This is a genomic window from Microbacterium sp. Nx66 (genome assembly GCF_904066215.1).
GTDB lineage: Bacteria > Actinomycetota > Actinomycetes > Actinomycetales > Microbacteriaceae > Microbacterium > Microbacterium meiriae.
In genome coordinates this window covers 2,479,015-2,503,767 of the sequence record NZ_LR880474.1, presented here as the reverse complement: position 1 = coordinate 2,503,767, position 24,753 = coordinate 2,479,015, and the positions used below count along the sequence as shown (strand labels likewise).

Genomic DNA, 24,753 nt, shown 5'->3' with positions numbered 1-24,753 from the left:
CCGGCTCCGGCCGGGGGCTTTCTGGGTGTCCCTCAGCGGAACAGGCTCGCCGAGTACTGATCTGCGTCGGCGTACTGGGTGGCCACGGCGCCGAGCGAGGTGCCGATACCGTCCAGGACGAGCTCGACGTGCTGCTGGGCGCCCTGCCACTCCTCCGCGCACCCCTGGAACGCGGTGGCGGCGGTGCCGACCCAGGCGGTCTGCAGGTGCCTGAGCTGCGACATGAGGGTGGCGGATTCGGCGCGCAGACGCTCGATGGTGGCGCGCGTCGCGGCTTCGGCCGCGTGGACGGCGTCGGTGTCGACGGTGAAGACGGTCATGGGAACTCCCTTCGAGGAAACCCCGACGATACGCAGGCGGCAGTCCCGGGGCGCCCGGAGAGGGAGCGCGGCACCGCGGACGGGAGAACGCCGTGGTGCGAGCCGACTGTGCAGAAGAGGCGGTTACGGCAGGTCGAGGCGGTCGAGCGGCTGCGTGTCCTCGAGGAGATGCTCCGGGGTCGAGCGCGCCGGCGCCAGTGGCAGCGTCACGGTGAAGGTGGCTCCGCCTCCAGGGCTCTCGGAGACCGCGATGTCGCCGTTCAGAGCCTTGAGGATGGAGGCGACGATGGCGAGCCCGAGACCGGATCCACCGGTCTCCCGTGCCCGGGACGTGTCGGCGCGCCAGAACCGCTCGAAGATCTGCTCCCGGATCTGCGGGGGGACACCCTCGCCGTGATCGACGATCGAGATGCTCGCGGTCCCGGCGACGCGGTCCGAGTCCACCACGATCTCGATCGGACTGTCCTCCGGGGAGAAGCGGCGCGCGTTCCCCAGGAGATTCGTGACCACCTGGCGGACCTTGTTCTCCTCGCCGAGCACGATCGGCGGCGTCCGGACCGGGATGTCCGCGACCTCGGTGAAGTCGATGGCGGGGGGCTGCTCCGCCGTGCGCGGACGGCGGCGCAGCCGCGACAGGGTGGCCCGGGGCCGGGTCTTGGGTGCGGGGTCCTGGGCGATGGGCACCACGGGCGTGCGGATGGGGGCGGTCGGGACGTTCTCGACCGTCCGGTCGATCACGGAGATCACGCGTCCGGGCGCCGCGGCGCGCACGTCGAGGGCGGCGTCGCGGGCGATGGGGCGGAGGTCGAGAGGGACGATCTCCGGCTCGCGCTCCTCGTCCAGCCGTGCGAGCGCGAGGAGATCCTCCACGAGCACGCCCATGCGGATCGCCTCCTTCTCGATGCGCTCCATCGCCCGAGCGGTGTCCTCCTCGCCCTTGATCGCGCCCATGCGGTACAGCTCGGCGTACCCGCGCACGCTGACGAGCGGGGTCCGCAGCTCGTGACTGGCGTCTCCGATGAACCGGCGCATGTGCTGCACCGTGCGGTCGCGTTGGGCGAGGGACCGGTCGACGCGGTCCAGCATCGTGTTGATGGCCGCATTGAGGCGGCCGACCTCGGTGGTCGGCTCCAGGTCGGTGAGCCGCTGCCGGAAGTCGCCGGCGGCGATCGACATGGCGGTCTGCTCCACCTGCCCGAGCCGTCGGAAGGTCAGCGTCACGAGGCCGCGGGTGAGCAGCGCTGCGACGAAGATCGTGATGAGGGCGATGGTGATGTAGATGCCGAAGTACTGACTGATGATGCGGTCGGCTTCGGCGAGGGGGAGCGCCACCATCTGGATGCTGAGCGGGTCGCCCTCCTGCTGCACGACCGCGGCAGCCGCGTGGTAGACGCCGCCGTCCGCGTCCTCGAGCGCGAGGACCTGCTCCTCATTCGCCTGGGCGTCGGAGAGCGAGTACTCGGCGGGGAAGACCGGAGCTCGGCCCGACGCGCTCGGCGCGGTCGCGCGCAGGGCTCCCTCCGCGTCGTAGACCGCGAAAGAGAAATCACGCGGCTTCTCGTCTCTCGGCGTGTATGTGGTGACGCCGTCGATCGTCGTCGTGTCGAAGTACCGGTTGACGAGGTCGCTGGTCACCAGCGCAGGGAGCTGCGCGTTGATGTTCTCCACCAGGGCGTTCCGCAGCAGCGGTACGGTCCCGATGCCCGCGACGAGGAGGCCGAGCGCGAGGACGGCCACGGTGACGCCGGTGACCTTGGCGCGGAGGCTGATGCGCCGCCACCACGCGGTGACCGCATCCGGCTTGTGCGCCATGCGGTCCTCCCTGCTGCGACGGCGGTGCCGTCCGGGGACGGCGGGTGCGGGCTCGACGGTCTCAGACCGTCTTGCCCACCTTGAGCATGTACCCGAAGCCGCGCTTCGTCTGGATCAGCGACTCCTCGGTGTGCGGGTCGATCTTGCGGCGGAGGTACGAGATGTAGCTCTCCACGATGCCGGCATCGCCGTTGAAGTCGTACTCCCACACATGGTCGAGGATCTGCGCCTTCGACAGCACCCGGTTCGGGTTCAGCATGAGGTAGCGGAGGAGCTTGAACTCGGTCGGGCTCAGGTCGATCGGCTCCTTGCCGACGTGCACGTCGTGCGTGTCCTGGTCCATCGACAGCTCGCCCGCGCGGATGATCGACTCCTCGTCGGCCTGCATCGTGCGGCGGAGGATGGCCTGGGCCCTGGCGACGATCTCGTCCAGGCTGAACGGCTTGGTGACGTAGTCGTCGCCGCCGGCGTTGAGTCCCTCGATCTTGTCCTCCGTACCGTCCTTGGCCGTGAGGAAGAGGATGGGTGCGGTGAAGCCGGCGCCGCGGAGGCGCTTGGTCACGCTGAACCCGTTCATGTCGGGGAGCATGACGTCGAGGATGATGAGGTCCGGCTCCTCTTCGAGGACGGCGGAGATCGTGGCGGCGCCGTTGGCCACCGTCTTCACCTGGAACCCGGCGAAGCTGAGACCCGTGGAGAGCAGGTCGCGGATGTTGGGCTCGTCGTCGACGACCAGGATGCGCGCAGCAGTCATGACCCCATTATGGTGACTTCGGCCATGCGCGCGCTGATTATCCTGCGGAACGGCGTGGATGCGGTCGATCCGTCGGCAGGTGGATGTGCTGCACAGGCGGTCCGGGGGAGGATCGAGGCATGAGTTCGATCGAGGACGCCACCGCCGCCCCCGTCACCCCGTCCGCCGCGTCTCCTGAGGGGGCCGACGGAGGGCTCGAGTACCACCGTCTGGCGCTCCTCCGCCCGCGCCCCCGGTGGTGGAAGCCGCTGCTCACCGGGCTCCTCGGCATCGCGTTCTACCTCGCGATCCTCGTGCTCGTGATCGTGCCGCTGGTCGTCGTGTCCGCCCTCGTCCCGGGTTGGGCGGCGGAACTGCAGATGATGTTCCGGACCACCGCCTACTTCCAGCTCGACCGTCCGTGGCTCCTCGTGGCGCTCGTGCTCCCGCTCATCCTCATGATCCCGGCGCTGCTGCTCGCCTCGCGGGTGGTGCAGGGGCGGGGCGTCGGCCTGCTCTCCTCGGTCACCGGGCGGCTGCGGATGGGGTGGCTCGGCCGGACCCTCGGGCTGGCACTCGCCGTGTTCGTGGTCTACTTCGCCGTGGTGCTCGGCTGGTCGGCCGCTGCGGGCGACGCGGTGACGCCGGACTTCTCCCACCCGGGGCTGCTGCTCATGGTGGTGCTCCTGCTCGTGCTGATCCCGTTCCAGGCCGCAGCGGAGGAGTACGTCTTCCGGGGGTACCTCATGCAGCTCGTCGGGAGCTGGCTGAGGCACCCCGCCTTCGCGATCCTGCTGCCGGTGCCGCTGTTCGTGCTGGGGCACGGCTACGACGTCTGGGGTGCGGCGAGCGTCGGCCTCTTCGCCGTCGTCGCCGCCTGGCTGACGTGGCGCACGGGCGGTCTGGAGGCGGCGATCTCGCTCCACATCGTCAACAATCTGCTGATCTTCCTGCTCGGCTCCGTCGCCGTGGTCGATGCGAACGCGACCTCGGGCACGCCGGTCGATCTCCTCGGCTCCGCGCTGGCGATGCTCGTCTTCGCCGTCGTCGCCGACCGCTGGGCCCGCCGCCGGGGCATCGAGCGGACCGCAGCGATCACCGACGGCGCCGCGGGCACGCATCAGCTCCCGCGGATGCTGCGCGGCTGAGCGCCGTCACCGCCGTCAGGCGGCGATCGCCTCGGCGTCCATGATCGTGTAGCTGTACCCCTGCTCCGCGAGGAACCGCTGCCGGTTCTGCGCGTAGTCCTGGTCGATGGTGTCGCGTGCCACGAGCGTGTAGAAGCTCGCGGTGTGGCCGGACTGCTTCGGACGGAGAAGGCGCCCGAGACGCTGGGCCTCCTCCTGCCGGGAGCCGAACGAGCCGGACACCTGGATGGCGACCGATGCCTCGGGGAGGTCGATGGAGAAGTTCGCGACCTTGGACACCACGAGCAGCGAGATGTCGCCCTCCCGGAATGCCCGGTACAGCTCTTCCCGCTCCTCGACCGGAGTGGACCCGGTGATCTGCGGGGCATCGAGCGCCTGCGAGAGCGCGTCGAGCTGGTCGAGGTACTGGCCGATGACGAGGATCTGCTCGCCCTGGTGAGCCGCGATCAGCTCGCGCACCGCGTCGATCTTGGCCGGGGCGGAGGCCGCGAGCCGGTAGCGCTCGTCGTCGGTGGCCGCCGCGTACTCCAGGCGGTCCGCCGGGGGAAGGTCGACTCGCACCTCGAAGCAGGCGGCGGGGGAGATGAAGCCCTGCGCCTCGATCTGCTTCCAGGGGGCGTCGAAGCGCTTCGGGCCGATCAGGCTGAAGACGTCGCCCTCGCGGCCGTCCTCGCGGACCAGGGTCGCGGTGAGGCCGATCCGGCGGCGGGCCTGGAGGTCGGCGGTGAGCTTGAACACGGGCGCCGGCAGCAGGTGCACCTCGTCGTACACGATGAGGCCCCAGTCCAGCGCGTCGAGGAGGGCGAGGTGCGCGTACTCGCCCTTCCGCTTCGCGGTGAGGATCTGGTACGTCGCGATCGTGACGGGTTTGACCTCCTTGGCCTGCCCGGAGTACTCGCCGATCTCCTCGGGGGTGAGGCTGGTGCGCTTGAGCAGCTCGTCCCGCCACTGCCGCGCGGACACCGTGTTCGTCACGAGGATGAGGGTCGTCGTCTTGGTGGCCGCCATGGCCCCGGCGCCGACGATCGTCTTGCCCGCACCGCAGGGGAGCACGACCACGCCGGAGCCGTCCTTCGAGAAGGCGTCGACGGCGTCCTGCTGATACAGACGGATGGCCCACCCGTCCTCGGCGAGCTCGATCTCGTGAGGGGTTCCTGGCGTGTAGCCGGCAAGGTCCTCCGCCGGCCAGCCGATCTTCAGCAGCTCCTGCTTGATCTGCCCGCGGGCCCAGGCGTCCACGACGAACGTCTCCGGGGTCGGGTGCCCGATGAGCAGCGGCTGGATGCGCTTGTTGTTCGCGACCTGGGCCAGCACGGCGGGGTCGGTCGAGCGCAGGATGAGCACGCCTTCATCGTCGCGCTCGATGACCAGGCGGCCGTACCGGTTGACCGTCTCGCGCAGGTCGACGGCGACCGAGGGCGGGACGGGAAAGCGCGACCACCGGTCGAGCGTCTCCAGCATGTCCTCGGCGGTGTGGCCGGCGGCGCGGGCGTTCCACAGCCCGAGCCGCGTGATCCGGTAGGTGTGGATGTGCTCGGGTGCGCGCTCCAGCTCGGCGAAGATCGCGAGCTCGTGGCGGGCGCTCTCGGCGTCGGCGTGGGCGACCTCGAGGAGCACGGTGCGGTCGCTCTGGACGATCAGGGGGCCATCAGACATAGCTGACCAGTCTACCGGCCCGTGGATGCACGGGGCCTAGGTCGGGACGACGGTCGCGGCGCGGATGCTCGACACGGGCAGGGTGCGCTCGACATCGGCCGCCCTGTCCCTTCCCCGCAGCCGTCCGCCGCCGATCCCGGTGGCCTCGAGGAGGAGGTCCCTGGTGGATCCGTCCGGCATGCCGACCGTCACCCGCAGCACGGCCTTCGCGCGCACCGCCGCCTCCAGCTCCCTGTCCAGCCACGCGGCGTCCGCGTCGGGTCCCTGGCGTTCGCGCAGCCGCGCGATCAGCGGTGCGTAGTCGGGGGCGGGGGCGGGGTCGGGTACGGCAGCCGGGTGTCGCGTGCGTACAGCGACGGTCCCGTCGCGATCGACGAGGGTCGCGGGGTACCTGGCGTCGGTCAGCGCCCAGTAGACCGTGTCCTGCCCGACCTTGGTCGTCAGCGAGCCGACGTGCGCGGTGAGCCCGAGCGGCCGGAGCGACTGGTCGACCGCCATGGCTTCGAGGAGGTGCGCGTCCGTGCTCTCCACCCGCGTGCGCCCCGTCTCCTCGTCCACGGAGACCCGCACGAGTCCGTGGCGTTGGCCGGTCTGCGCGACGAGGTAGCCGAGGGGCTGCGGAATGCCCGTGAGCGAGATCTCGCCGAGGAACCCCAGGATCGAGGCCTCGTCCTCCCCTGCGGCGAACGCATGTGCGACCGACTCCGCGGTGAAGCGGTACGACGAGGCCTGGGAGGCGGACTCCCGACGGGCCATGGTCCGCAGCCGCACGTCCAGGGCAGGCTGCAGGGGGCCCGGGGCGATCGCGGTGAGGTCGTTCTGGAGGAAGATCCGGTCCACCTCCGCGGGTAGGAGCGCCGAAAGGGCGGAGGGCTCGGCCTCCTCGCCGCGCCGCAGCGCCACGGACCACGGGGGCTCGGAGCCGTCCTCCGCGATGAGGCCGAGAAGACGAGCGGCCTCGAACTGTCGAGCCGCCTCCTCCGGCCAGGCCGGATCCCAGGGATGGGCGAGGGGCCATTGACTCGGCGGCAGCCACCCTCCCGTCGCCGTGCGGATCCCGCGGGGGAGCGTGTCACGGAAGGCGGTGGCCAGGAGGTTCCAGCGTGCGGGCGCGGGGGAACGGAGCCAGTCCTCGGCCGCAGGGGTGGTGCGTAGCAGGCGCTCGACGGGAGCGGCGAGACCGGCGCGCACGGCGAGCGCCACCAGCGGATCGACGCTCTCGACATCGAGGCCCGTCTCGGTGAGCTGACGCTTCTGGCCCGCGCTCACCGCACCGCCCATGAGGAGGGTGAACGGCTGCTCCCTGGCGAGGAGCAGGATGTCGGCGAGCACGCCGACGGTGGTGAAGGCGCGCTCCGCGGCGTGCGCGGAGACGGACTCCTCCGCTGCCGGTGCGGGGGTCTCGTCGAGGGGAGCAGGCCGAGACCTCCCGGCCACCGCCTCGGCGACGGGCGGGTGCGGTGTGCCGTCGGCGCGGAGCAGGGCGAGCGCGGTCAGACGCTCGCGGCCGGCGCCGGCTCCGTCTCCCGCCACGGCGTCGACGAGCGCGGCGGCCTCCGCGGCGGTCAGAGCGGGCAGCGCACGGCCGATCGACGCGGCGTCCAGCAGGGACTCGGCCGCGTCGAAGAGATCCTGCCAGGCGACATCGGGACGCACACCGCGCGCGGTCAGCAGCGCCGTCAGCTCGTCATCGCTCGCCGCGGCCAGGTCGTCGGCCAACGGGCGTGCGTGCGTGCTCATCGATGCGGCCTCAGCGACGCGACTCGGCGCGACCCTTCCGCACGAAGCTCATCACCAGCAGCGCGATGATCATGACGAAGGCGAGCGGCAGCCCCCAGTAGGGGATCGCGGCGATCACCGGCCACAGGCCCTCACCGAACGCGGCCCTGTCCATGCCGAGCGCGGTGCCGATGATGATGACGAAGAAGCAGATCACCGACGCGGCCGCGATACCGAGCGCGGTGAACGCCAGGATGCGGTCGATCCGACGGATGGGGACCTCCGGTCCGGGACTCTGCGTACTCATCCGCCCCAGCCTACTCGCACGCGCGGGAGCGGTTCCGTTCCGCCCGTGACCGGTAGGCTGGGGGACACGCGCACGAGCGCGCTCCGTCCGCATTCGATCCAGCGAGGTTCTCCCATGCCCACCGGCAAGGTCAGGTTCTACGACGAAGACAAGGGTTTCGGCTTCATCGCCAGCGATGACGGCCAGGACGTCTTCCTGCACGCCTCCGCGATGCCGGCCGGCACCGCGGTGAAGGCGGGTGCGCGCGTGGAGTTCGGCGTGGCCGACGGCAAGCGCGGTCTCCAGGCGCTGTCGGTCCGGGTGCTCGAAGCGCCGCCCAGTCTCGCGAAGGCGAAGCGCAAGCCCGCCGACGACATGGCGATCATCATCGAGGATCTCGTGAAGCTCCTCGACGGCATCGGCGGCGACCTGCGCCGCGGCCGCTACCCCTCCTCGAGCCACGGCCGCAAGATCGCGGCCGTCCTGCGCAAGGTCGCCGATGACCTCGAAGCCTGACGCCGACGCGCGGCTCGTCGAGGCGCACGACCTCGCGCTCGCCGCCCTGCGCGAGATCACCCCTGCCGCCACGGTCGGGCCGGCTGCCGGCTTCACGCCGGAGGAGGACGGATCCGTCTCCCTGCGATTCGAGAACCGGCTCCCCGGCTACCCCGGCTGGTACTGGACGGTGACGGTCGCCCGTGTCGAGGACGAGGAGCCCACCGTCCTCGAGGTCGAGCTGCTCCCCGGCGATGGTGCTCTGCTGGCCCCGGAGTGGGTGCCGTGGGCGGAACGCCTCGCCGAGTACCGCGCACACCAGGCGGAGCTGGCCGAGGCCGCCGCTGCCGGTGGTGAGGACGCCGACGGGGAAGAAGAGGACGCCGACGGCGACCTCGACGACGACGGCATCGACGATGACGAACTCGACGAGGACGGCTCCGACATCCTCCATGCCGGTGACCTCGACGGCGTGGACATCGACGAGCTCGACCCGTCCGATCAGGACGACGAACTCGACGCGTCCGATGAGGACGACGAGGACGACGAGGCAGAGGACTCCGAAGACGACGACGCCGACGCCCGCGATGCGGACGCCGGCGACGAAGAGGAGTGAGGCGGACGCTCAGCCGCCCAGGTTCTCCTGCACGAAGTCGATGGCCCGGATGAGCTGACGCACGTCGTCCGGCTCGATCGAGACGAACGTCGCCACCCGCAGCTGGTTGCGGCCGAGCTTGCGGTACGGCTCGGTGTCGACGATGCCGTTGGCGCGGAGCGCCTTGGCGATCGCCGCGGCGTCGACACTGTCGTCGAAGTCGATCGTCGCGACCACGGGCGAGCGGTGCGCCGGGTCGGTGACGAAGGGGGTCGCGACGGCGGACGCCTCCGCCCAGTCGTACAGCGCCGACGACGACTCCGCCGTGCGCGCAGCGGCCCAGGCGAGACCGCCGTTGCCGAGGATCCACCGCAGCTGGTCGTCCAGGAGGAGCAGCGTCGTGAGCGCAGGGGTGTTGAGCGTCTGGTTGAGCCGCGAGTTGTCCACCGCGTGCTTCAGGCTCAGGAACTCCGGGATGTAGCGTCCCGAGGCGGCGATCCGCTCGATGCGGTCGATCGCGGCCGGAGACACGGCGGCGAACCAGAGCCCGCCGTCCGAGCCGAGGTTCTTCTGCGGGGCGAAGTAGTAGACGTCGGCCTGCGTCATGTCGACGTCGATGCCGCCCGCGGCGCTCGTCGCGTCGATCACCGTCAGGGCACCGTCGGCGCGGACGCGCTCGATCGGCGCGGCCACGCCGGTCGAGGTCTCATTGTGCGGCCACGCGTAGACGTCGACGCCGTCGACAGGTTCGGCCGCGCTCCGCGATCCGGGCTCGGCGGAGCGGACATCCGGCGCCTCGAGCCAGGGGGCTCCTGCCGCCTTGGCGAACTTGCCGCCGAACTCGCCGAACACGAGGTTCTGGCTGCGTCGCTCGATCAGGCCGAAGGCCGCGGCGTCCCAGAACGCCGTCGAGCCGCCGTTGCCCAGGATGATCTCGTATCCCTCGGGGAGACGGAAGAGAGCGGCGAGCTGCTCGCGGACGCTGCCGACGAGGTTCTTCACCGGTGCCTGGCGGTGCGAGGTCCCGAGGACGGAGGCCCCCGTCGTGACGAGCGCCTCGAGCTGCGCGCCGCGCACCTTCGAGGGGCCGCAGCCGAAGCGGCCGTCTGTGGGCAGGAGGTCACGGGGAATCTCGATCGCCATGGCTAGATTCTAGGGGGATCCCGCCGTTCCTCCCGTCCGCGACCCCGTCCGATGTCGCCGGAGGAATGTAGGCTTGCCTAAGAACTTCCGGAGGGCCCACATGACGGATCTGATCGACACCACGGAGATGTATCTCCGCACCATCCTCGAACTCGAGGAGGAGAACATCGTGCCGCTGCGGGCGCGCATCTCGGAGCGCCTCGGGCACTCCGGACCGACGGTCTCGCAGACCGTCGGTCGCATGGAGCGCGACGGCCTCGTCGTGGTGTCCGAGGACCGCACGCTCGAGCTCACCGACGCCGGGCGCCGCAAGGCCGTCGACGTGATGCGCAAGCACCGCCTCGCCGAGCGTCTGCTGTCGGACGTGATCGGGCTGGACTGGGCCTTCGTGCACGAGGAGGCCTGTCGCTGGGAGCACGTCATGAGCGAGCAGGTGGAGCGTCGTCTCGTCGAGCTGCTCGGGCACCCCACCGAGTCGCCGTACGGCAACCCGATCCCCGGTCTCGACCAGCTCGGCGACCTTCCCGCCCGCACCTTCGACGAGGGTGTGATCGGTCTCGTGCAGCGGCTGAACGCCGCAGGCGAGCCGGTCGAGGGGACGGTCCGCCGTCTCGCCGAGCCGGCCCAGGTCGACCCGGAGCTCCTGGAGCAGCTGCGTGACGCGGGCGTCGTGCCCGGGGCCCGCGGCGACTTCCGCTTCAACGAGGGCTATGTGCTCATCCAGATGGACGGCAAGGAGGAGGGTCTCGAGCTCCCCGTGGAGCTGGCCTCGCACATCTTCCTCGTCGGCGAACCGGCCTGAGAAGGCCTCACCGAGGATTGTCAGTTTCCCAGGGTGACATGATCGTTATCTTCCGGTAACCTCGGTCAGGTCCTCAGCGAAGAAGCCCGCTGGGGGCGAACCGCGAAGATCCGCCTTCCGGCTCGTCGTCTTCCCGACAGGGACGCACTCGAACCCGAGTAGTGCATCTCTGCCCTGGGGCAGAACGTCGACGGGCCAGCACCACCCGAGGTGCGAGGGCTCAGGAGGACCACGTTTTGGCCGCAGACATCGAACCGACCGCGAAGACATCTGAAGATCGAGTACCCGCCCGGCGCACCGGTGCACGGGTCAGTGCTCGGAAGATCGCAGCCCCTCTCCGGTCGGTGGCGATCTTCGGTGCTGTCGGCGCTCTCGTCGCCGCTGTCGCGCTGCCCGCCTACGCGGCGTCCAAGCCGACGGACGCCACGGCGCAGACCGTGCAGCAGCTCGCCGCGGTCGACGCGCAGTCGCTCGTCGTCGCGTCGGAGGCCACGGCCGCTCCGCTCGTGCGCGGTGCCTTCAGCGCGACCACGCCGGAGGAGATCGAGAAGAAGAAGGCCGAAGAGGCCGCCGCCGCCGCGGCGCGGGCCGCCGCTGCCGCTGCCTCCGCGTCCGCGTCCGCACCCTCGTCCGGCACCTTCAACACGGCCGGCTACGCACTCGTCGCTCCCGGCTCCGGCCAGGTCCGCTACCCGCTGCCGCTCGGCTCCTGGAACGTCAGCCGCACCGTCGGCGGCGGCCACAACGGCGCCGACATGCTCGCACCCGCCGGCACGCCGATCTACGCCGCCGCGGCCGGCGTCGTGCGCGCCTCCGCCGAGAGCATCGGCGGCTACGGCGTCGCCGTCATGCTGGACAGCGTCGTGGGCGGTCAGCAGGTCCAGACCACGTACGGACACATGCTCTACGGGTCGCGCCAGGTGCAGGCCGGGCAGACCGTCGCCGCCGGACAGCTGATCGGCTATGTGGGCAGCACGGGACGGTCGACCGCGAACCACCTCCATTTCGAGGTCTGGATCAACGGCGGCCTCGTCGAGCCGATGTCCTGGCTTTCCGTCAACGCCGGCTGACCGGGACACGTTCTCGAGCATTCATCTCCCGTTCCGCCCCGGTCCTCGCGGGATGGGTTAGCCTGAACCCGTCGTCATACAGGCGGGAGAGGCTGATGGAGCGAACACCGAGCATCCGAACCATGGACGCTCTCGGTCGTCACGTCCTTCGGCATTGCCCGCAGGGATGCCGCGGTGCTGCCGCGCGCGAAAGGCGCCGTCTGTAGACGGCGCCTTTTCTCGTCCCTGCGAACACTCCTCCTCCTGCACGACGTCGTGTGAGTCGAGAGTGCCGGGAAGCCGTCCCGGCGGATCGAGAGGATGACGAATGCGCACACTGGTCCTGAACGCCGGATACGAGCCCTTGGCGATCGTGTCCTTCAAGAGAGCCCTCGTCCTGGTCATGAACGACAAGGCGACGGTCATCGAGAGAGTCGAGGACGACCCCGTCTGGGGAACCCACGGCGTCTACGATCGTCCGGCGGTGATCATCCTCTCCCGTTACGTGCGCGTCCCGCTCAGCCGTCGCGTGCCGGTCACCCGCCGCGGGGTCCTGCGGCGCGACGGGCATCGCTGCGGATACTGCGGCAAGGCCGCGGCGACGATCGACCACGTCCTGCCCCGCTCGCGCGGCGGCGCGGACTCCTGGGAGAACCTCGTCGCCTGCTGCCTGCGCTGCAACAACCTCAAGAGCAACCGCACCCCGCAGGAGATGCGGTGGCAGTTGCGGTTCACGCCGCGCCCGCCGCACGGGACGGCGTGGACGGTGCGCGGGGTGGAGCGCAGCGATCCCCGCTGGGAGCCCTACCTCGCCCTCGCCGCGTGAGAGCCAGCGCGAGGGCGCGCAACCGTGGTCCCGTAGACTGGCTGTGCGCCCTCGTAGCTCAGCAGGATAGAGCAGCCCTCTCCTAAAGGGCAGGTCGCAGGTTCGAATCCTGTCGAGGGCACTCCCGCTTCCGCATGCGTCAGGGCTGCCCGCGCCGCCACAGCTTCGACGGCCACCAGATGGTCTTCCCGATGTCGTAGGCGAGTGCGGGCACGAGGAGCGAACGCACCACGAACGTGTCCAGCAGCACGCCGAACGCGACGATGAACGCGAGCTGCACGAGGAAGAGGATCGGGATCACCGACAGTGCCGCGAACGTCGCCGCCAGCACCAGCCCGGCGGAGGTGATCACGCCGCCGGTGATGGAGAGCCCGCGGAGGATGCCCTCCCTCGTCCCGTGCTGCTTCGACTCCTCCCGCACCCTCGTCATGAGGAAGATGTTGTAGTCGATGCCCAGGGCGACGAGGAACACGAAGCCGTAGAGCGGGACCGCGGGGTCGGCACCGGGGAAGTCGAAGATGCCGTTGAACACCAGCGCCGAGACGCCCATCGCCGTACCGAAGGACAGCACCGTCGTGAGGATCAGCAGCACCGGCGCCAGGATCGAGCGCAGGAGCAGCATCAGGATGATCATGATGACGACGAGGATCACCGGGATGATGAGGTTGCGGTCGTGGATGGACGCGTCGTTCGTGTCGATCGAGGTGGCCGTCACCCCGCCCACCACGGCTCCGATGTCGTCGAGCTCTCCGCGCAGCTCGCGCACGGTGGAGGCGGCCGCGGCGGAATCGGCCGCACCCGTCAGCGTCCCCTGCAGGAGCACCTGGCCGTCGACCGTCGTGGGCTCCGGAGCGGGGGTCCCGGGAGGGCCGACGGCCGTGATCCCGTCCGTCGTCACCGGGGCGGACCCGCTCGGGGAATCGGCCGCGGTGACGGTCACCCCGTCGATCCCGTCGTTCGCGAGGAGCACGTCGGCGGCATCCTGCAGGCGGTCCTCGTCCACGATCACGGAGACGGGGCTCCCTGAGCCGCCGGGGAAGTGCTCACCGAGTGCGACCTGACCGTCGCGCGCCTCCGACGCTCCGAGCACGAGGTCGGACTGCGGGACGCCCTGTGCGTCGAGCTGTGTGACGCCGGCCGCGCCGGCGAGGAGGACGAGGGTGGTCGCGATCCAGATGACGCGGGGGCGCTTCTTGATGAGGCCCGACAGTCGCGCCCAGAGGCCGGTGGTGCGCATGCCGTGCTCCTCGGCCACGACCTCGGGCTCGAACCGGGGACGCCGGGGCCAGAAGACCGCGCGTCCGAACAACAGCAGCAGCGCGGGCAGGAGCGTGAGGGCCGAGAGCATCGCGAACACGATGCCGATCGCCGCGACCGGGCCGAGCGTGCTGTTCGACTTCAGGTCGCTGAGCAGCAGGCACAGGAGTCCCGCGATCACGGTGCCCCCGGAGGCGACGATCGGTTCGACCGATCCCTTCCACGCGGCGAGGAGGGCGACGCCCTTGTCCTGCGCGACCCGCAGCTCCTCCCGGAACCGCGCGACGAACAGGAGCGCGTAGTCGGTGGCGGCGCCGATCACGAGGATGAAGAGGATCCCCTGGGTCTGCCCGCTGAGCAGCAGGATCTCCCATTTCGCCAGCCACCACACGACGAGGAGCGCGACGCACAGCGCGAACAGGCTCGTGGAGAGCACGACGAGCGGCAGCAGGAACGAACGGTAGACGAGGACGAGGATCACGAGCACGGCGAGCAGGGCGACACCGAGCAGGAGTCCGTCGATGCCGGCGAACCCGGCGGCGAGGTCGGCTGTGAAGCCTGCCGGCCCCGTGATGTAGACCGTGATGTCGTCCGGTACCGCCGCGCGCAGCTCGTCGCCGAGAGCGGCGGTGGCATCGCTGAGCTCGGCGTCGCCGTCGATCGGGATGAAGGCCTGCACGGCCCGGCCGTCCTCGGAGGGGAGCGCGGGGGAGACGTCGTCAGTGACCCCCTCCACGTCCGGGGCGTCCGCCACGGCGGCGGAGATCGCCTCGAGTTCGGACGGCGTCAGCTCCTCCTCGGAGGTGAAGACCGCGATCGCCGGGATCGCGTCGCTGTCGGTGAACTCACCGAGGAGCTGCTGCACCGTCGTGGCGTCCGCGGACTCCGGCAGGTACGTCGTCTGATCGTTGGACGACACCTCGTCGACCTTGCCGAACAGCGGACCGCCGAAGGAGGCACCCGCCAGCCACACCAGGATGAGGGCGACCGGGAGGAACACGCGCAGCCAGGAGTGGCGTCGGGTGCGCTCGCGGGTCGGCGGCGTCGGTGCGGGGGCGGGGCGGGACATCGGGGTCCTTTCGGGAGAGGGGGCGGGGCGCGAAGGGTCAGGAGACCCAGGCGAGGATGAGGATCATCGTGGCGAGGAAGCCGGCGATGTAGTTGAGTGCGATGAACCGGCGCCAGGCGCGGTTGGTCCCGGCCGACGTCTCGTCGGTGACGTTCCACCACGGCGCGGCGTTGACGATGTAGGGCAGCGCCAGCACGGCGGCGAGCGGTCCCGGCCACGGGGTCAGCAGCATCGCACCGCCGGCGACGGCCCACAGCACGAGGGAGAGCCGGACGGTCGCCCTCGCGCCGATCACGGTCGCGATGGAGGAGATGCCACCCTCGCGATCGGGCCCGATGTCCTGCACGGCACCGAACGCGTGAGCGGCCATGCCCCAGAGGAAGAACGCGACGAGCACGAGGACGCTGGTCGTGGTGACGGGCGCTCCGGCGAGGGAGAGGCCGACGAGGGCGGGGCTGACGAAGTGCGTGCTGGAGGTCACGGAGTCCAGGAACGGGCGCTCCTTGAAGCGCAGCACCGGAGCCGAGTAGGCGAGGACGGCGAAGACACTCACGGCGAGCCACAGCCACGACGCCGGGGTGCCGACGGCGAAGAGGTAGACCAGGAACGGTACGTTCGTGGCGGCCGCCGCCCACAGCGTCGCGCGGTGGATGCGCGGGGACAGCAGCGCGCCCTCGATCCCGCCCTTGCGGGGGTTCGCCAGGTCGGAGGCGTAGTCGAAGACGTCGTTGATGCCGTACATCGCGAGGTTGTACGGCACCAGGAAGTACAGGGTGCCGATCACGAAGGTCGCGTCGATCTCCCTGGTGCTCAGCAGGTAGGCGGCGGCGAAGGGGAAGGCCGTGTTGATCCAGCTGATCGGCCGGGACGAGAGGAGGATCTGGGCGATGTCGTGGCCGATGCCGCCGCGGGAGGTCTTCTCCGTCATGCGTGCTCCTCCCGGTCTGCGGCGGTGCGCGTCCGGGATCGGCGCGCGCGCAGGGCGGTCCACAGCGCGGGGAGCAGCAGCACCCCGGCCAGCGGATACGCGAAGTCCTCGAGCGGCGCGAGACCGATGTGCACGCCGGCGAGCTGCGTCGGCGCGTAGTGGAACAGCCCGGTGGCGATCATGACGGTGTCGAACACTGCGGTCAGCACGAGGAGAGCGAGCGCGGTGAGCGTGAGGGCGCCGAGGTGCGGGGTGCGCCGCGCTCCGACGCAGAGGGCGACCGCGGCCAGAGCGGCGACGGCGAGGAACACGGCGGACAGCTGCAGGTAGGTCATCGCGCCGCTCCCTCCCCGGCGCTGACCCGACGGCGATCCAGAAGCCGGACGGCGCCGCCGTAGAGCACCATCGTGCAGACGACGAGGAAGATCAGGAAGATCGGCTCCTCCAGGGGGAGCTCCGGAGCCAGGACGATACCCGTGGCGATCGCCGCCTCGCCGCGGAAGAAGATCCCCGCCGCGATGCCGGCCACGTCCCAGACGAGGAAGAAGGCGAGTCCGACGATCGTGACGATGGCCGCCGCCACGGCATCCCGCCAGAAGAAGAGACGGAACCGCCAGTCGAGCAGCAGCATGCAGCCGAGGGAGACGAGCAGGGCGGTCAGGTAGATCGCGCCCATCATGCCTTCTCGGGTGTGGGGGTTCGGGTGGCCGGCTCCGGCAACGGGCCGGGCGAGTGGTCGCCTCGGATGCGCTTGAGCACGATCTCGGCGCTGATGAGGCACATCGGCACGCCGACGCCGGGCGCGGTGGTCGCTCCGGCGTAGTACAGCCCCCGCACGCGCCGGGAGGCGTTCTGCGCGCGGAACATGGCGCTCTGCGAGAGGATGTGCGCGGGGCCGAGCATCCCGCCCCGCCACGAGTGGTAGTCGTCGCGGAAGTCGGCCGGACCCACCGTCTCCCTGACCACGATCCGCTCGCGCAGGTCGGGGATCCCCGACCACGCTGCGATCATGTCGACCGCGGCGTCCGCGGCCTTCTCGACCTTCGGCGAGCCGGCGCCGTCGCTCCCGCCGTGGCCGAGCTCGACGTCGGCCGGGACCGGGATCAGGACGAAGAGGTTCTCGTGCCCGTCCGGCGCGACCCCCGCGTCCGTCGCGCTGGGCCGACAGACGTAGGTGGACGCCGGCGTGGGGACGCCGGGGGTGCGACCGAAGATCGCGTCGAAGTTCGCATCCCAGTCGTCGGTGAAGAACAGCGAGTGATGGGGGAGCTCGGGCAGGGTCCCGCGGACGCCGAGCATCACGAGCACGCCGCCGGGTCCGCTCGTGCGCCGCGCCCACCAGGACTCCGGATAGGACTGCAGCGTGGGAGGCAGCAGCGCCGTCTCGGTGTGGTGGAGGTCGGCGCCGGAGACGACGATGTCCGCGTCCTCGACGTGCTGATGGCCGTCGCGATCCGTCCAGCCGACACCGGTCACGTGGGTCGCACCGTCCGCGTCCTGCGTGCGGATCCCGGTGACCTCGGCACCCGTGACGATCCGCGCGCCGGCATCCTGGGCCAGCGCCGCCAACCGCTCGACGACACGCCAGAAGCCGCCCTGCGGATACAGCACGCCCTGGTCGAGGTCGAGCGCGCTCATCAGGTGGTACATCGCCGGCGCCGTCCGCGGGTCGGTGCCCAGGAAGACGGCGGGGTAGCCGAGGATCTGCCGCAGCACCGGGTGCCGGAAGCGCCGGGCGGCGAAAGCCTGGAGGCGGGTGCCGAGCAGCGAGAACAGTCGCGGCAGCGCGCGCACCACCTCGGGAGCGGCGAGCGTCCTGGTGCGGGTGAACGGATTGTAGAGGAAGTACCGCCTCGCCATGGAGCCGGCATCGTGGGCGGAGGCGAGATAGGTCTCGAGTGCCGCGGCGGAGCCCGGTTCCATCGACTCGAACAGCGCGGACACGGCTTCCCGCCCGGCGGGCACCGTCACGGGGTCGTCGCCGGACTCGGGCGAGCGGAAGACGCGGTACCCCGGATCCAGCAGCGTCAGGTCGAGCTGCTCCTCGGTGCTGGTCCCCATCATCGCGAAGTAGTGGTCGAAGACCTCGGGCATGAGGTACCACGACGGGCCGGAGTCGAATCGGAAACCATCGCGCTCGATGGTGCCCGCCCGTCCGCCGACGCGGTCGTTCTTCTCCAGCACCACGACGTCATGTCCGTCGCGCGCGAGCAGCCCGGCCGTGGCCAGACCGGCCACGCCCGCGCCGATGACGACGACGCGGCTCATCGGTCCCGCTCCAGGGCCGTGACGAGGACGGCGCGCGCAGCGAGCAGCGCCTTGATCGGGTCCGGCACGCGCACCCGGCGGCGGTACAGCTCCGCAGCCGGCGTGCGTGCGACGCGGTGCGTCAGGGCGGCGAAGAGGGCGAGGGCGCTCCGGACAGCGGCACGGGCGTCCTTCGGGAGCAGCGGGATCGCGGCTCTCGCGTCGGCGAGCTGACGGTGGACGGTGTCGACCCAGGTGTCGCGGTCGGCGTCGGTGAGAGGTTCCGTGCCGCCGAGGTAGCCGCGCTGCAGGCGGTCGGTGTCGTCGGCGAGGTCACGGAGGAAGTTCACGTTCTGGAACGCGGCGCCCAGCCGACGCGCTCCGCGGTCGAGGATGTCGAGCTCCGCCGGCGTCCGCGTGGCGTCGCGCAGGAAGACCCGCAGGCACATCAGGCCGACGACCTCCGCCGAGCCGTAGACGTACGCGGCGTGTGCGTCGGCGTCATAGGCCGTGAAGCCGGACGGGCCGGCGATGTCGGCCCTCATCGAGTCGAAGAACGGCTGGGTGAGGTCTTCGCCGATCCCACACTCGCGCGCCGTTCGCGCGAACGCGTGCAGGATGAGATCGCTGCTGTAGCCGGTCCGCATGGAGCGATGGGTCTCCGTGATGTAGGAGTCCAGGGCCGCGGCCTGTGCACCCGCATCGAGTCCGGCCTCGGCGGCGACGCCGTCGACGATCTCGTCCGCGATGCGCACCATGGCGTAGATGTTGCGCACGTGCTGGCGATGGCGTCGCCCGAGAAGACGCGTCGCCAGTCCGAACGACGTCGAGTAGGTGCGGATGACGTCGGATGTCGCGATCTCGGCAGTCCGGCTGAAGCGTCGCAGCGCCGCGTCGTCGCGGGGCTCGGAAGGGGTCGCGGTCATCGGCTGCGGCCCTCGATCCGGTCGGCCAGAGCGAGGATGATGCGTCCGGCGTCGGCCGAGAGCGTGCCCGCCTCCTCGGCTTCCGCCAGGACCGTCGACACGGCCGCGAGCTGCTCCTCCACGAGTCCTCGGACGAATCCCTCCGCGCCGCACTCGCGGAGGCGGTCGCGCATCTCCGCCGCGTCGTCGATGCTGAGGTCGTTCTCGCCGAACCGCAATTCGATGCCGGGCCAGTGGCTGGTCATCCGGGCGTACGCGATGATCGCGGTCTCCTTGCCCTCGCGGAGATCGGAATACGGGTCCTTGCCGTGAGCGTCCGGGTCCCCGAACACCGACAGCAGATCGTCCTGCAGCTGGTAGGCGAGACCGAGGTGGCCGCCGATCTCGGTCAGCTGCTCCTCGGCGGCGGTCGGAGCGCCGGACAGGATAGCCGCCGCGCGGAGCGGGAGGACGAACGAGTAGGCGGCGGTCTTCGACGCGCTGGTGGCGAGGATGGTGCGGAGGTCGGCCGCGATGATGCCGTCGCTGAGGGCGACGTCGGAGTGCTCCCCGGCGACGGTCTCGAACACGGTCGTCTCGAGGAGAGCGAGGAGCCGCTCCCGTCGCGGCGCGGGGACGTCGGCACGGGCGAAGCCGAGCACGGCGGTGGAGAGCAGGAGGTCTCCGAGGAGGATGGCGCTCGAGCGGCCCCAGTGCAGCGCCGCATCGCCGGCCTCGTCGGGGCGACGGGAGACCAGGGAACCGATAAGATTGGGACGGCGGCGGCGGGTGAGGTCGCCGTCGATGACGTCGTCGTGCAGGAGGAACGCGAAATGCAGCAGCTCGACATGAGCGGCCACGTCGATCGCCCGCGCCGTGTCCTTCTCCGTGAGGGGGGTCGTGGCGAGTGCGGACAGCAGGTCCATGAGCATGCGCGGGCGCAGGAGCTTCCCGCCGAGGGCGTGCTCAGCGGCCGTGTGCCACAGGGCGGCGAACTCCGCCCCGTAGTGCTCGGCGGCGGCAGTGCGCTCGGCGAACCGTCGTCGCAGCACCGCCTCGATCCTGGTGCCGAGGTCTTCTTCTGTCACCATGACCGCCATGGCTCAGACCTCCCCGTGTCGACGGAGGAGAGGGAGCTGCTCGGCGAGCCAGGGGCTGAAGGCGAAGGGGGTGCGGATGACCGCGGCGAGCAGGTCATCGACATCGACCCACTCCCACTCCGCCACCTCGTCCGGGTTCGCCGAGGGCTGCTCGTCGACCACCGCGACGTGCACCGGGCAGATCTCGTTCTCCACGATGCCACTCGCGTCCACGGCGCGGTAGCGGTAGTCGGGGAGAGCGAGGCGGATCTCGGTCACCTGAATCCCCAGTTCGTCGGAGCCGCGCCGCCGCACCGCATCGGCCATGTCCTCGCCGGGCTGCGGGTGCCCGCAGAAGCTGTTGGTCCAGACCCCGGGCCAGGTGCGCTTGCCGAGCGCGCGACGCGTGACGAGGAGGCGTCCCTCTCGATCCTGCACATAGCAGGAGAAGGCGAGGTGGAGAGGAGTGTCGGTCGTGTGGACTTCGCTCTTGGGCAGGATGCCGACGGCAGTCCCGTCTTCGGCGAGGAGTGTGACGTTGTCCATGGCGTCCTCTCGTCGTTTAGCTAACCTGGCGAAATATCAACTTAGCATGAAGCTGTTCGTGTGTAACATGATCGCATGCCCTCCGAGCCCCGCACCACCCCGGTCGCCCACGCGACGGCGGCGGCGGAGCGGGACGAACTCGCTCAGGGGTCCATCTACGACGTCGACGCCAGCGACCCGCGCAGTACGCTCGTCGATCGTTCGGGCGTCGCCCCGGAGGATCTGCGTCAGATCGGACGCCTCATGGAGGCGCTCGGCGGGCTGCGCGAGGCTGAGCAGCGTCTCTCGCAGGCGTCCCGGCGCTACATGCAGCTGAACGAGACCGACATGCGCGCGCTGCACTACCTGATCGTGTGCGACAACCGAACGGTCGTGGCGACGCCCAGCGGGATCGCCCACCATCTCGGGGTCTCCACCGCCGCGACGACGAAGCTGCTCGACCGGCTGGAGAAGGGTGGGCACATCCGGCGCTCGCCGCATCCCACCGACCGACGAGCCCTCGCGATCACCATCACCCCCGAGACCAGGCACGCCGCGATGGAGACGGTCGGGCGGCAGCAGGCCAAGCGCTTCTACGCGGCGGCGCGTCTGTCGGCTGCGGAGCGAGAGGTCGTGATCCGCTTCCTCCTGGACATGACGGAGGAGATCACCCTCCGCGATGAGGCGTGGGCGCTCGAGGGTGCGAAAGAAGATCCCGCCCGACCGTGAGGTGGGGCGGGACCGGGTCAATGCGCGGCGCGGTAGGCCTCGAGGATGGGAGCCGGTACGCGACCCCGCTCCGAGAGCGTGTAGCCGTTCTCCTTCGCCCAGGCGCGGATCGCGGCGACCTCCGGGTTGCGTGAGGGCCGCTTCCGCGACGAGGACGAGGACGAGGACCGTCCTCCGCTTGACGCCGCTCCCGATCCGGCCCGACGCCCGGCCGTGATGTAGGGCTCGAGTGCCTGTCGCAATTCCTCGGCGTGCGCGGAATTCAGATCGATCTCGTAGGAGGTGCCGTTCAGCGAGAAATGCACGGTCTCGCCTTCCCCGACCTCCAGGACGGTGCCGTCGATGTCGTCGACCAGCTGGTGCACAATTCGTCTCGCCATGGGGCCGACTTTATCGCGGGTGCGGGAATGCGCACAACAAAGGCCGTTTCGTCATGGCGAACAATGACGCAGCCGCCGAGAATGTCGATTCAGGGGAGAAGGCCGGCGCGACGCGCTTTGGTCACGGCGGCATGCCGCGTCGACGCATCCAATTTCGACATCGCGGTGCCGAGATAGGCCTTGACCGTCCCTTCCCGCAGACCGAGGTGCGCGGCGATCTCCGCATTCGTCGATCCCAGGGCGGCGCAGGCCAGGACATCCGTCTCGCGCGGGGAGAGGTGGACGACGGGGAGCGGGCCGGTCGTGGTCGTCGGCAGGTCGTCTCCGGCGAGGGTCAGCAGTCGGCGCTCGACCTGCGCCAGCCGCGCGCGGATGCCGGCGTCGTCGACGGTCGCGGCGATGCTGCGGAGCTCGGCGAAGCTCTCCCGCAGCTCCTCGCGCTGTGCCGGCGCGACCGCTGCGGGTGTCGGCGATGCGGCGCGGAGGCGCCGCTGCACCTCGTCGCGGATGCGCAGCTCGTCAGCGACGGACTGGGCGACCTGCATGGCCGGGGCCGTGGTCACGCCGCCGATCCTCTCCTCCGCCCACGCGCCGGCATAGAGCACGCCGCGAGGGCGGCCCTGGACGACGATCGGCAGGGCGAGCAGGGTCCGCAGGCCTTCGCCGAGGACGAAGACGTCGTAGTCGTGGGTGATCTGGCGGGAGGAGCCGTAGTCGCTCGTCATCCGCGGACGCAGCTCCATCATGGCCCGCCCGCCGAGACCGCGCTCGGGGCGTACGCGGAGACCGTCGAGAGCGCGTGTGCGGGCTCCGACGATGCTCGTGACGCTCACGACGCCCTCTTCGATCAGCCCACCGAACGCCACCGGGAAGCGCGTGCGCCGCGCCAGCTCGCGCACCGCGTTGGCGACGAGCTCCGCCTCGGGTTCGACGGTGATCGGAGAGCTCACGAATACCTACTTTCGGGGGTGACGGCGGTGTTCCCCGTTTCGTAGCGTCGACCCTACCACTCGGGCGGCGACGGCCGCGCGTGCAGCGGACATGTGGCAAGGAGGCCCCATGAGCGAACAGGTTCCGACCCCTCAGAACGGTGCGATCGATTACGTCGCCGTCGAGCAATCCCCTCGATTCCTGCGGTTGAAACGGACGCAGCGGTCATTCATCTTCCCCCTCGCCGCGTTCTTCCTGGTGTGGTATTTCGTCTACGTGCTGCTGGCCGCATTCGCCCGCGATTTCATGGCGCAGCGCGTATGGGGGGATATCACCGTCGGGCTGCTTTTCGGGCTCGGGCAGTTCGTGACGACGTTCGCCATCACGATGGCATATGTCGCGTTCGCCAACAGGAAGCTCGATCCGTTGGCGTCGGAGATCCGTGAAGAACTCGAGAAGGCGCAGGCCGACGCATGAGCATCATCCGCACGGCCACCGAGGATGTCGCGCTCGACATCAACCCGGTGTTCAACATCTCGATCTTCCTGGCCTTCGTCGCGGTGACATTGTTCATCGTCATCCGCGCCAGCAGGAACAACAAGACCGCCGCCGATTATTACGCGGCGGGGAGGTCCTTCACCGGACCTCAGAACGGATTCGCGATCGCGGGCGACTATCTGTCCGCCGCATCCTTCCTGGGCATCTGCGGTGCCATCGCGATCAACGGCTACGACGGATTCCTGTACTCCATCGGCTTCCTCGTCGCCTGGCTGGTCGCCCTGCTGCTGGTGGCCGAACTCATGCGCAACACGGGCAAGTTCACCATGGCGGATGTGCTCTCGTTCCGGTTGCAGCAGCGGCCGGTGCGGATGGCGGCGGCGATCACCACGCTCGCGGTGTGCTTCTTCTACCTCCTCGCGCAGATGGCCGGGGCAGGCGGTCTCGTGTCGCTGCTCCTGGGGATCGACGGGAGGGTCGGGCAGTCGGTCGTCATCGCCGTCGTCGGCATCCTCATGATCGTCTACGTGCTGATCGGCGGTATGAAGGGCACCACCTGGGTGCAGATCGTCAAGGCGGTGCTGCTCATCGGCGGCGCCCTCGCGATGACCATCTGGGTTCTCGCGATCAACGGCTTCAGCCTGAACACCCTGCTGGAGGCCGCCGTGGCGAACTCCGACAAGGGGGAGGCGGTGCTGGCGCCCGGCCTGCAGTACGGCGCGAACCCGTGGGACTTCCTCTCGCTGGGGATGGCCCTGGTGCTCGGCACCGCGGGCCTGCCGCACGTGCTGATGCGCTTCTACACCGTGCCGACGGCCAAGGAGGCGCGGCGTTCGGTGGTGTGGGCGATCTGGCTGATCGGCGGCTTCTACCTGCTGACGCTCGTGCTCGGCTACGGCGCCGGCGCGCTCGTCGGCGCCGACGTGATCGCGGCGGCACCCGGGGGCGTGAACTCCGCGGCTCCGCTGCTGGCGCTCAAGCTCGGCGGTCCGGTGCTCCTCGGGTTCATCTCCGCGGTAGCGTTCGCCACGATCCTCGCCGTCGTCGCGGGACTCACGATCACCGCGGCGGCGTCGTTCGCCCACGACATCTACGCGAACGTCATCCAGAAGGGACGCAAGGACGCGGAGGGGAAGCCGGTCGAGCCCGATCCCAACGGCGAGGTGCGGGTCGCCCGTCGGACGGTGATCGTCATCGGCATCCTCGCGATCGTCGGCGGCATCGGGGCGCAAGGGCAGAACATCGCCTTCCTCGTGGCCCTCGCGTTCGCCGTGGCGGCGTCCGCCAACCTGCCGACGATCCTCTACTCGCTGTTCTGGCGCCGGTTCACGACGCGCGGTGCGGTGTGGAGCATGTACGGCGGGCTCGGCTCGGCGATCATCCTCATCATCCTGTCGCCCGTGTTCTCCGGCACGCCCACCTCGATGATCCCCGGCATCGACATCGCCATCTGGCCGCTGAACAACCCGGGCATCGTCTCGATCCCGCTCGGGTTCGCGCTCGGCTGGCTCGGGACGATCACCAGCACCCGGCGGGAGTCGCCCGAGCTGGCGGCCGAGATGGAGGTGCGCTCTCTCACCGGCTTCGGGGCGGAGAAGGCCGTCGATCACTGACGCGTCACC

General features: G+C 70.3%; 26 protein-coding genes and 1 tRNA gene. 10 read left to right on the top strand and 17 right to left on the bottom strand.

Annotation, left to right across the window (positions count from 1 at the left end):
* Positions 1–32 precede the first annotated feature (32 nt).
* From MICNX66_RS11945 to MICNX66_RS11935, 3 genes are all read right to left on the bottom strand, one after another.
* Positions 33–320 (bottom strand): WXG100 family type VII secretion target, encoded by a 288-nt coding sequence (locus MICNX66_RS11945; RefSeq protein WP_187662068.1) that lies wholly within the window; start codon positions 318–320, stop codon positions 33–35.
* 123 nt (positions 321–443) lie between these two features.
* A complete protein-coding gene (locus MICNX66_RS11940) occupies positions 444–2,132 on the bottom strand; it encodes a sensor histidine kinase (protein WP_187662067.1) in 1,689 nt (562 codons plus the stop codon).
* Positions 2,133–2,193: 61 nt separating this feature from the next.
* Complete coding sequence (locus MICNX66_RS11935) at positions 2,194–2,886, bottom strand: response regulator transcription factor (protein ID WP_025105529.1); 693 nt, start codon at positions 2,884–2,886, stop codon at positions 2,194–2,196.
* A 119-nt stretch (positions 2,887–3,005) separates the two neighbouring features.
* Here MICNX66_RS11935 and MICNX66_RS11930 point away from each other — a divergent pair, with 119 nt between their 5' ends.
* Complete coding sequence (locus MICNX66_RS11930; RefSeq protein ID WP_187662066.1) at positions 3,006–4,013, top strand: CPBP family intramembrane glutamic endopeptidase; 1,008 nt, start codon at positions 3,006–3,008, stop codon at positions 4,011–4,013.
* Between the two features lie 15 nt (positions 4,014–4,028).
* Here the strand turns inward: MICNX66_RS11930 and MICNX66_RS11925 are convergent, their stop codons facing one another.
* From MICNX66_RS11925 to MICNX66_RS11915, 3 genes are read right to left on the bottom strand one after another with little or no spacing between them, the layout of a single operon-like run.
* Positions 4,029–5,669, bottom strand: a complete 1,641-nt coding sequence (locus tag MICNX66_RS11925) for a DNA repair helicase XPB (RefSeq protein WP_187662065.1) — start codon at positions 5,667–5,669, stop codon at positions 4,029–4,031.
* Positions 5,670–5,705: 36 nt separating this feature from the next.
* Positions 5,706–7,409, bottom strand: coding sequence for a helicase-associated domain-containing protein (locus tag MICNX66_RS11920; RefSeq protein ID WP_187662064.1), 1,704 nt, complete (start codon positions 7,407–7,409; stop codon positions 5,706–5,708).
* Between the two features lie 10 nt (positions 7,410–7,419).
* Positions 7,420–7,695 (bottom strand): multidrug ABC transporter ATPase, encoded by a 276-nt coding sequence (locus tag MICNX66_RS11915; RefSeq protein WP_187662063.1) that lies wholly within the window; start codon positions 7,693–7,695, stop codon positions 7,420–7,422.
* 114 nt (positions 7,696–7,809) lie between these two features.
* On the opposite strand from MICNX66_RS11915, the gene MICNX66_RS11910 reads away from it, so the two are divergent.
* Both MICNX66_RS11910 and MICNX66_RS11905 read left to right on the top strand, forming a co-directional pair.
* Entirely contained in the window at positions 7,810–8,190 is a 381-nt protein-coding gene (locus tag MICNX66_RS11910; RefSeq protein ID WP_025105533.1) for a cold-shock protein, read from the top strand.
* Entirely contained in the window at positions 8,174–8,785 is a 612-nt protein-coding gene (locus MICNX66_RS11905) for a DUF3027 domain-containing protein (protein ID WP_187662062.1), read from the top strand. The genes MICNX66_RS11910 and MICNX66_RS11905 overlap by 17 nt, the downstream gene beginning before the upstream one ends.
* Before the next feature lie 9 nt (positions 8,786–8,794).
* Here the strand turns inward: MICNX66_RS11905 and serC are convergent, their stop codons facing one another.
* Positions 8,795–9,907 (bottom strand): phosphoserine transaminase, encoded by a 1,113-nt coding sequence (serC, locus tag MICNX66_RS11900; protein WP_187662061.1) that lies wholly within the window; start codon positions 9,905–9,907, stop codon positions 8,795–8,797.
* 100 nt (positions 9,908–10,007) lie between these two features.
* Between serC and MICNX66_RS11895 the strand changes: the two genes are divergently transcribed.
* The 4 genes from MICNX66_RS11895 (at position 10,008) to MICNX66_RS11880 (ending at position 12,705) form a co-directional block, all read left to right on the top strand.
* A complete protein-coding gene (locus tag MICNX66_RS11895) occupies positions 10,008–10,709 on the top strand; it encodes a metal-dependent transcriptional regulator (RefSeq protein WP_025105536.1) in 702 nt (233 codons plus the stop codon).
* A 344-nt stretch (positions 10,710–11,053) separates the two neighbouring features.
* Positions 11,054–11,779 carry a M23 family metallopeptidase gene (locus tag MICNX66_RS11890; RefSeq protein WP_232089064.1) on the top strand — a complete coding sequence of 242 codons (726 nt, stop codon included), beginning with the start codon at positions 11,054–11,056 and terminating at the stop codon, positions 11,777–11,779.
* A gap of 307 nt (positions 11,780–12,086) precedes the next feature.
* Positions 12,087–12,584 (top strand): HNH endonuclease, encoded by a 498-nt coding sequence (locus MICNX66_RS11885; protein WP_060921795.1) that lies wholly within the window; start codon positions 12,087–12,089, stop codon positions 12,582–12,584.
* Positions 12,585–12,631: 47 nt separating this feature from the next.
* Positions 12,632–12,705: transfer RNA gene (locus MICNX66_RS11880), tRNA-Arg, on the top strand.
* A gap of 18 nt (positions 12,706–12,723) precedes the next feature.
* On the opposite strand, the gene MICNX66_RS11875 is transcribed toward MICNX66_RS11880, so the two are convergent.
* The 8 genes from MICNX66_RS11875 to idi are packed head-to-tail and all read right to left on the bottom strand — an operon-like array spanning position 12,724 to position 20,615.
* On the bottom strand, positions 12,724–14,910 hold the full coding sequence (locus MICNX66_RS11875) for an MMPL family transporter (RefSeq protein ID WP_187662059.1): 2,187 nt from the start codon (positions 14,908–14,910) through the stop codon (positions 12,724–12,726).
* A gap of 37 nt (positions 14,911–14,947) precedes the next feature.
* On the bottom strand, positions 14,948–15,838 hold the full coding sequence (locus MICNX66_RS11870; protein WP_187662058.1) for a prenyltransferase: 891 nt from the start codon (positions 15,836–15,838) through the stop codon (positions 14,948–14,950).
* Positions 15,835–16,173 carry a lycopene cyclase domain-containing protein gene (locus tag MICNX66_RS11865; RefSeq protein ID WP_187662057.1) on the bottom strand — a complete coding sequence of 113 codons (339 nt, stop codon included), beginning with the start codon at positions 16,171–16,173 and terminating at the stop codon, positions 15,835–15,837. Before MICNX66_RS11865 ends, MICNX66_RS11870 begins: the two co-directional genes overlap by 4 nt.
* Positions 16,170–16,514, bottom strand: coding sequence for a lycopene cyclase domain-containing protein (locus tag MICNX66_RS11860; RefSeq protein WP_232089249.1), 345 nt, complete (start codon positions 16,512–16,514; stop codon positions 16,170–16,172). Before MICNX66_RS11860 ends, MICNX66_RS11865 begins: the two co-directional genes overlap by 4 nt.
* Complete coding sequence (gene crtI, locus MICNX66_RS11855; protein ID WP_187662056.1) at positions 16,514–18,106, bottom strand: phytoene desaturase family protein; 1,593 nt, start codon at positions 18,104–18,106, stop codon at positions 16,514–16,516. The genes MICNX66_RS11860 and crtI overlap by 1 nt, the downstream gene beginning before the upstream one ends.
* Complete coding sequence (locus MICNX66_RS11850) at positions 18,103–19,011, bottom strand: phytoene/squalene synthase family protein (RefSeq protein WP_187662055.1); 909 nt, start codon at positions 19,009–19,011, stop codon at positions 18,103–18,105. The genes crtI and MICNX66_RS11850 overlap by 4 nt, the downstream gene beginning before the upstream one ends.
* Complete coding sequence (locus MICNX66_RS11845) at positions 19,008–20,081, bottom strand: polyprenyl synthetase family protein (protein WP_232089063.1); 1,074 nt, start codon at positions 20,079–20,081, stop codon at positions 19,008–19,010. The genes MICNX66_RS11850 and MICNX66_RS11845 overlap by 4 nt, the downstream gene beginning before the upstream one ends.
* A gap of 12 nt (positions 20,082–20,093) precedes the next feature.
* Positions 20,094–20,615: an isopentenyl-diphosphate Delta-isomerase gene (gene idi / locus MICNX66_RS11840; protein WP_187662053.1), complete on the bottom strand. Its 522-nt coding sequence runs from the start codon at positions 20,613–20,615 to the stop codon at positions 20,094–20,096.
* A gap of 75 nt (positions 20,616–20,690) precedes the next feature.
* On the opposite strand from idi, the gene MICNX66_RS11835 reads away from it, so the two are divergent.
* Positions 20,691–21,323 carry a MarR family winged helix-turn-helix transcriptional regulator gene (locus MICNX66_RS11835; protein ID WP_187662052.1) on the top strand — a complete coding sequence of 211 codons (633 nt, stop codon included), beginning with the start codon at positions 20,691–20,693 and terminating at the stop codon, positions 21,321–21,323.
* Between the two features lie 17 nt (positions 21,324–21,340).
* Here MICNX66_RS11835 and MICNX66_RS11830 read toward each other — a convergent pair whose 3' ends face one another.
* Together MICNX66_RS11830 and MICNX66_RS11825 are read right to left on the bottom strand one after the other, a co-directional pair.
* Positions 21,341–21,703, bottom strand: coding sequence for a histone-like nucleoid-structuring protein Lsr2 (locus MICNX66_RS11830; protein WP_187662051.1), 363 nt, complete (start codon positions 21,701–21,703; stop codon positions 21,341–21,343).
* 89 nt (positions 21,704–21,792) lie between these two features.
* On the bottom strand, positions 21,793–22,653 hold the full coding sequence (locus MICNX66_RS11825) for a LuxR C-terminal-related transcriptional regulator (RefSeq protein WP_187662050.1): 861 nt from the start codon (positions 22,651–22,653) through the stop codon (positions 21,793–21,795).
* 109 nt (positions 22,654–22,762) lie between these two features.
* On the opposite strand from MICNX66_RS11825, the gene MICNX66_RS11820 reads away from it, so the two are divergent.
* Together MICNX66_RS11820 and MICNX66_RS11815 are read left to right on the top strand one after the other, a co-directional pair.
* Entirely contained in the window at positions 22,763–23,110 is a 348-nt protein-coding gene (locus MICNX66_RS11820; RefSeq protein WP_060921784.1) for a DUF485 domain-containing protein, read from the top strand.
* The gene (locus MICNX66_RS11815; protein ID WP_187662049.1) at positions 23,107–24,744 is read left to right on the top strand and encodes a solute symporter family protein; all 1,638 of its coding nucleotides are present in this window, start codon (positions 23,107–23,109) and stop codon (positions 24,742–24,744) included. The genes MICNX66_RS11820 and MICNX66_RS11815 overlap by 4 nt, the downstream gene beginning before the upstream one ends.
* The last annotated feature ends 9 nt before the right edge of the window (positions 24,745–24,753 follow it).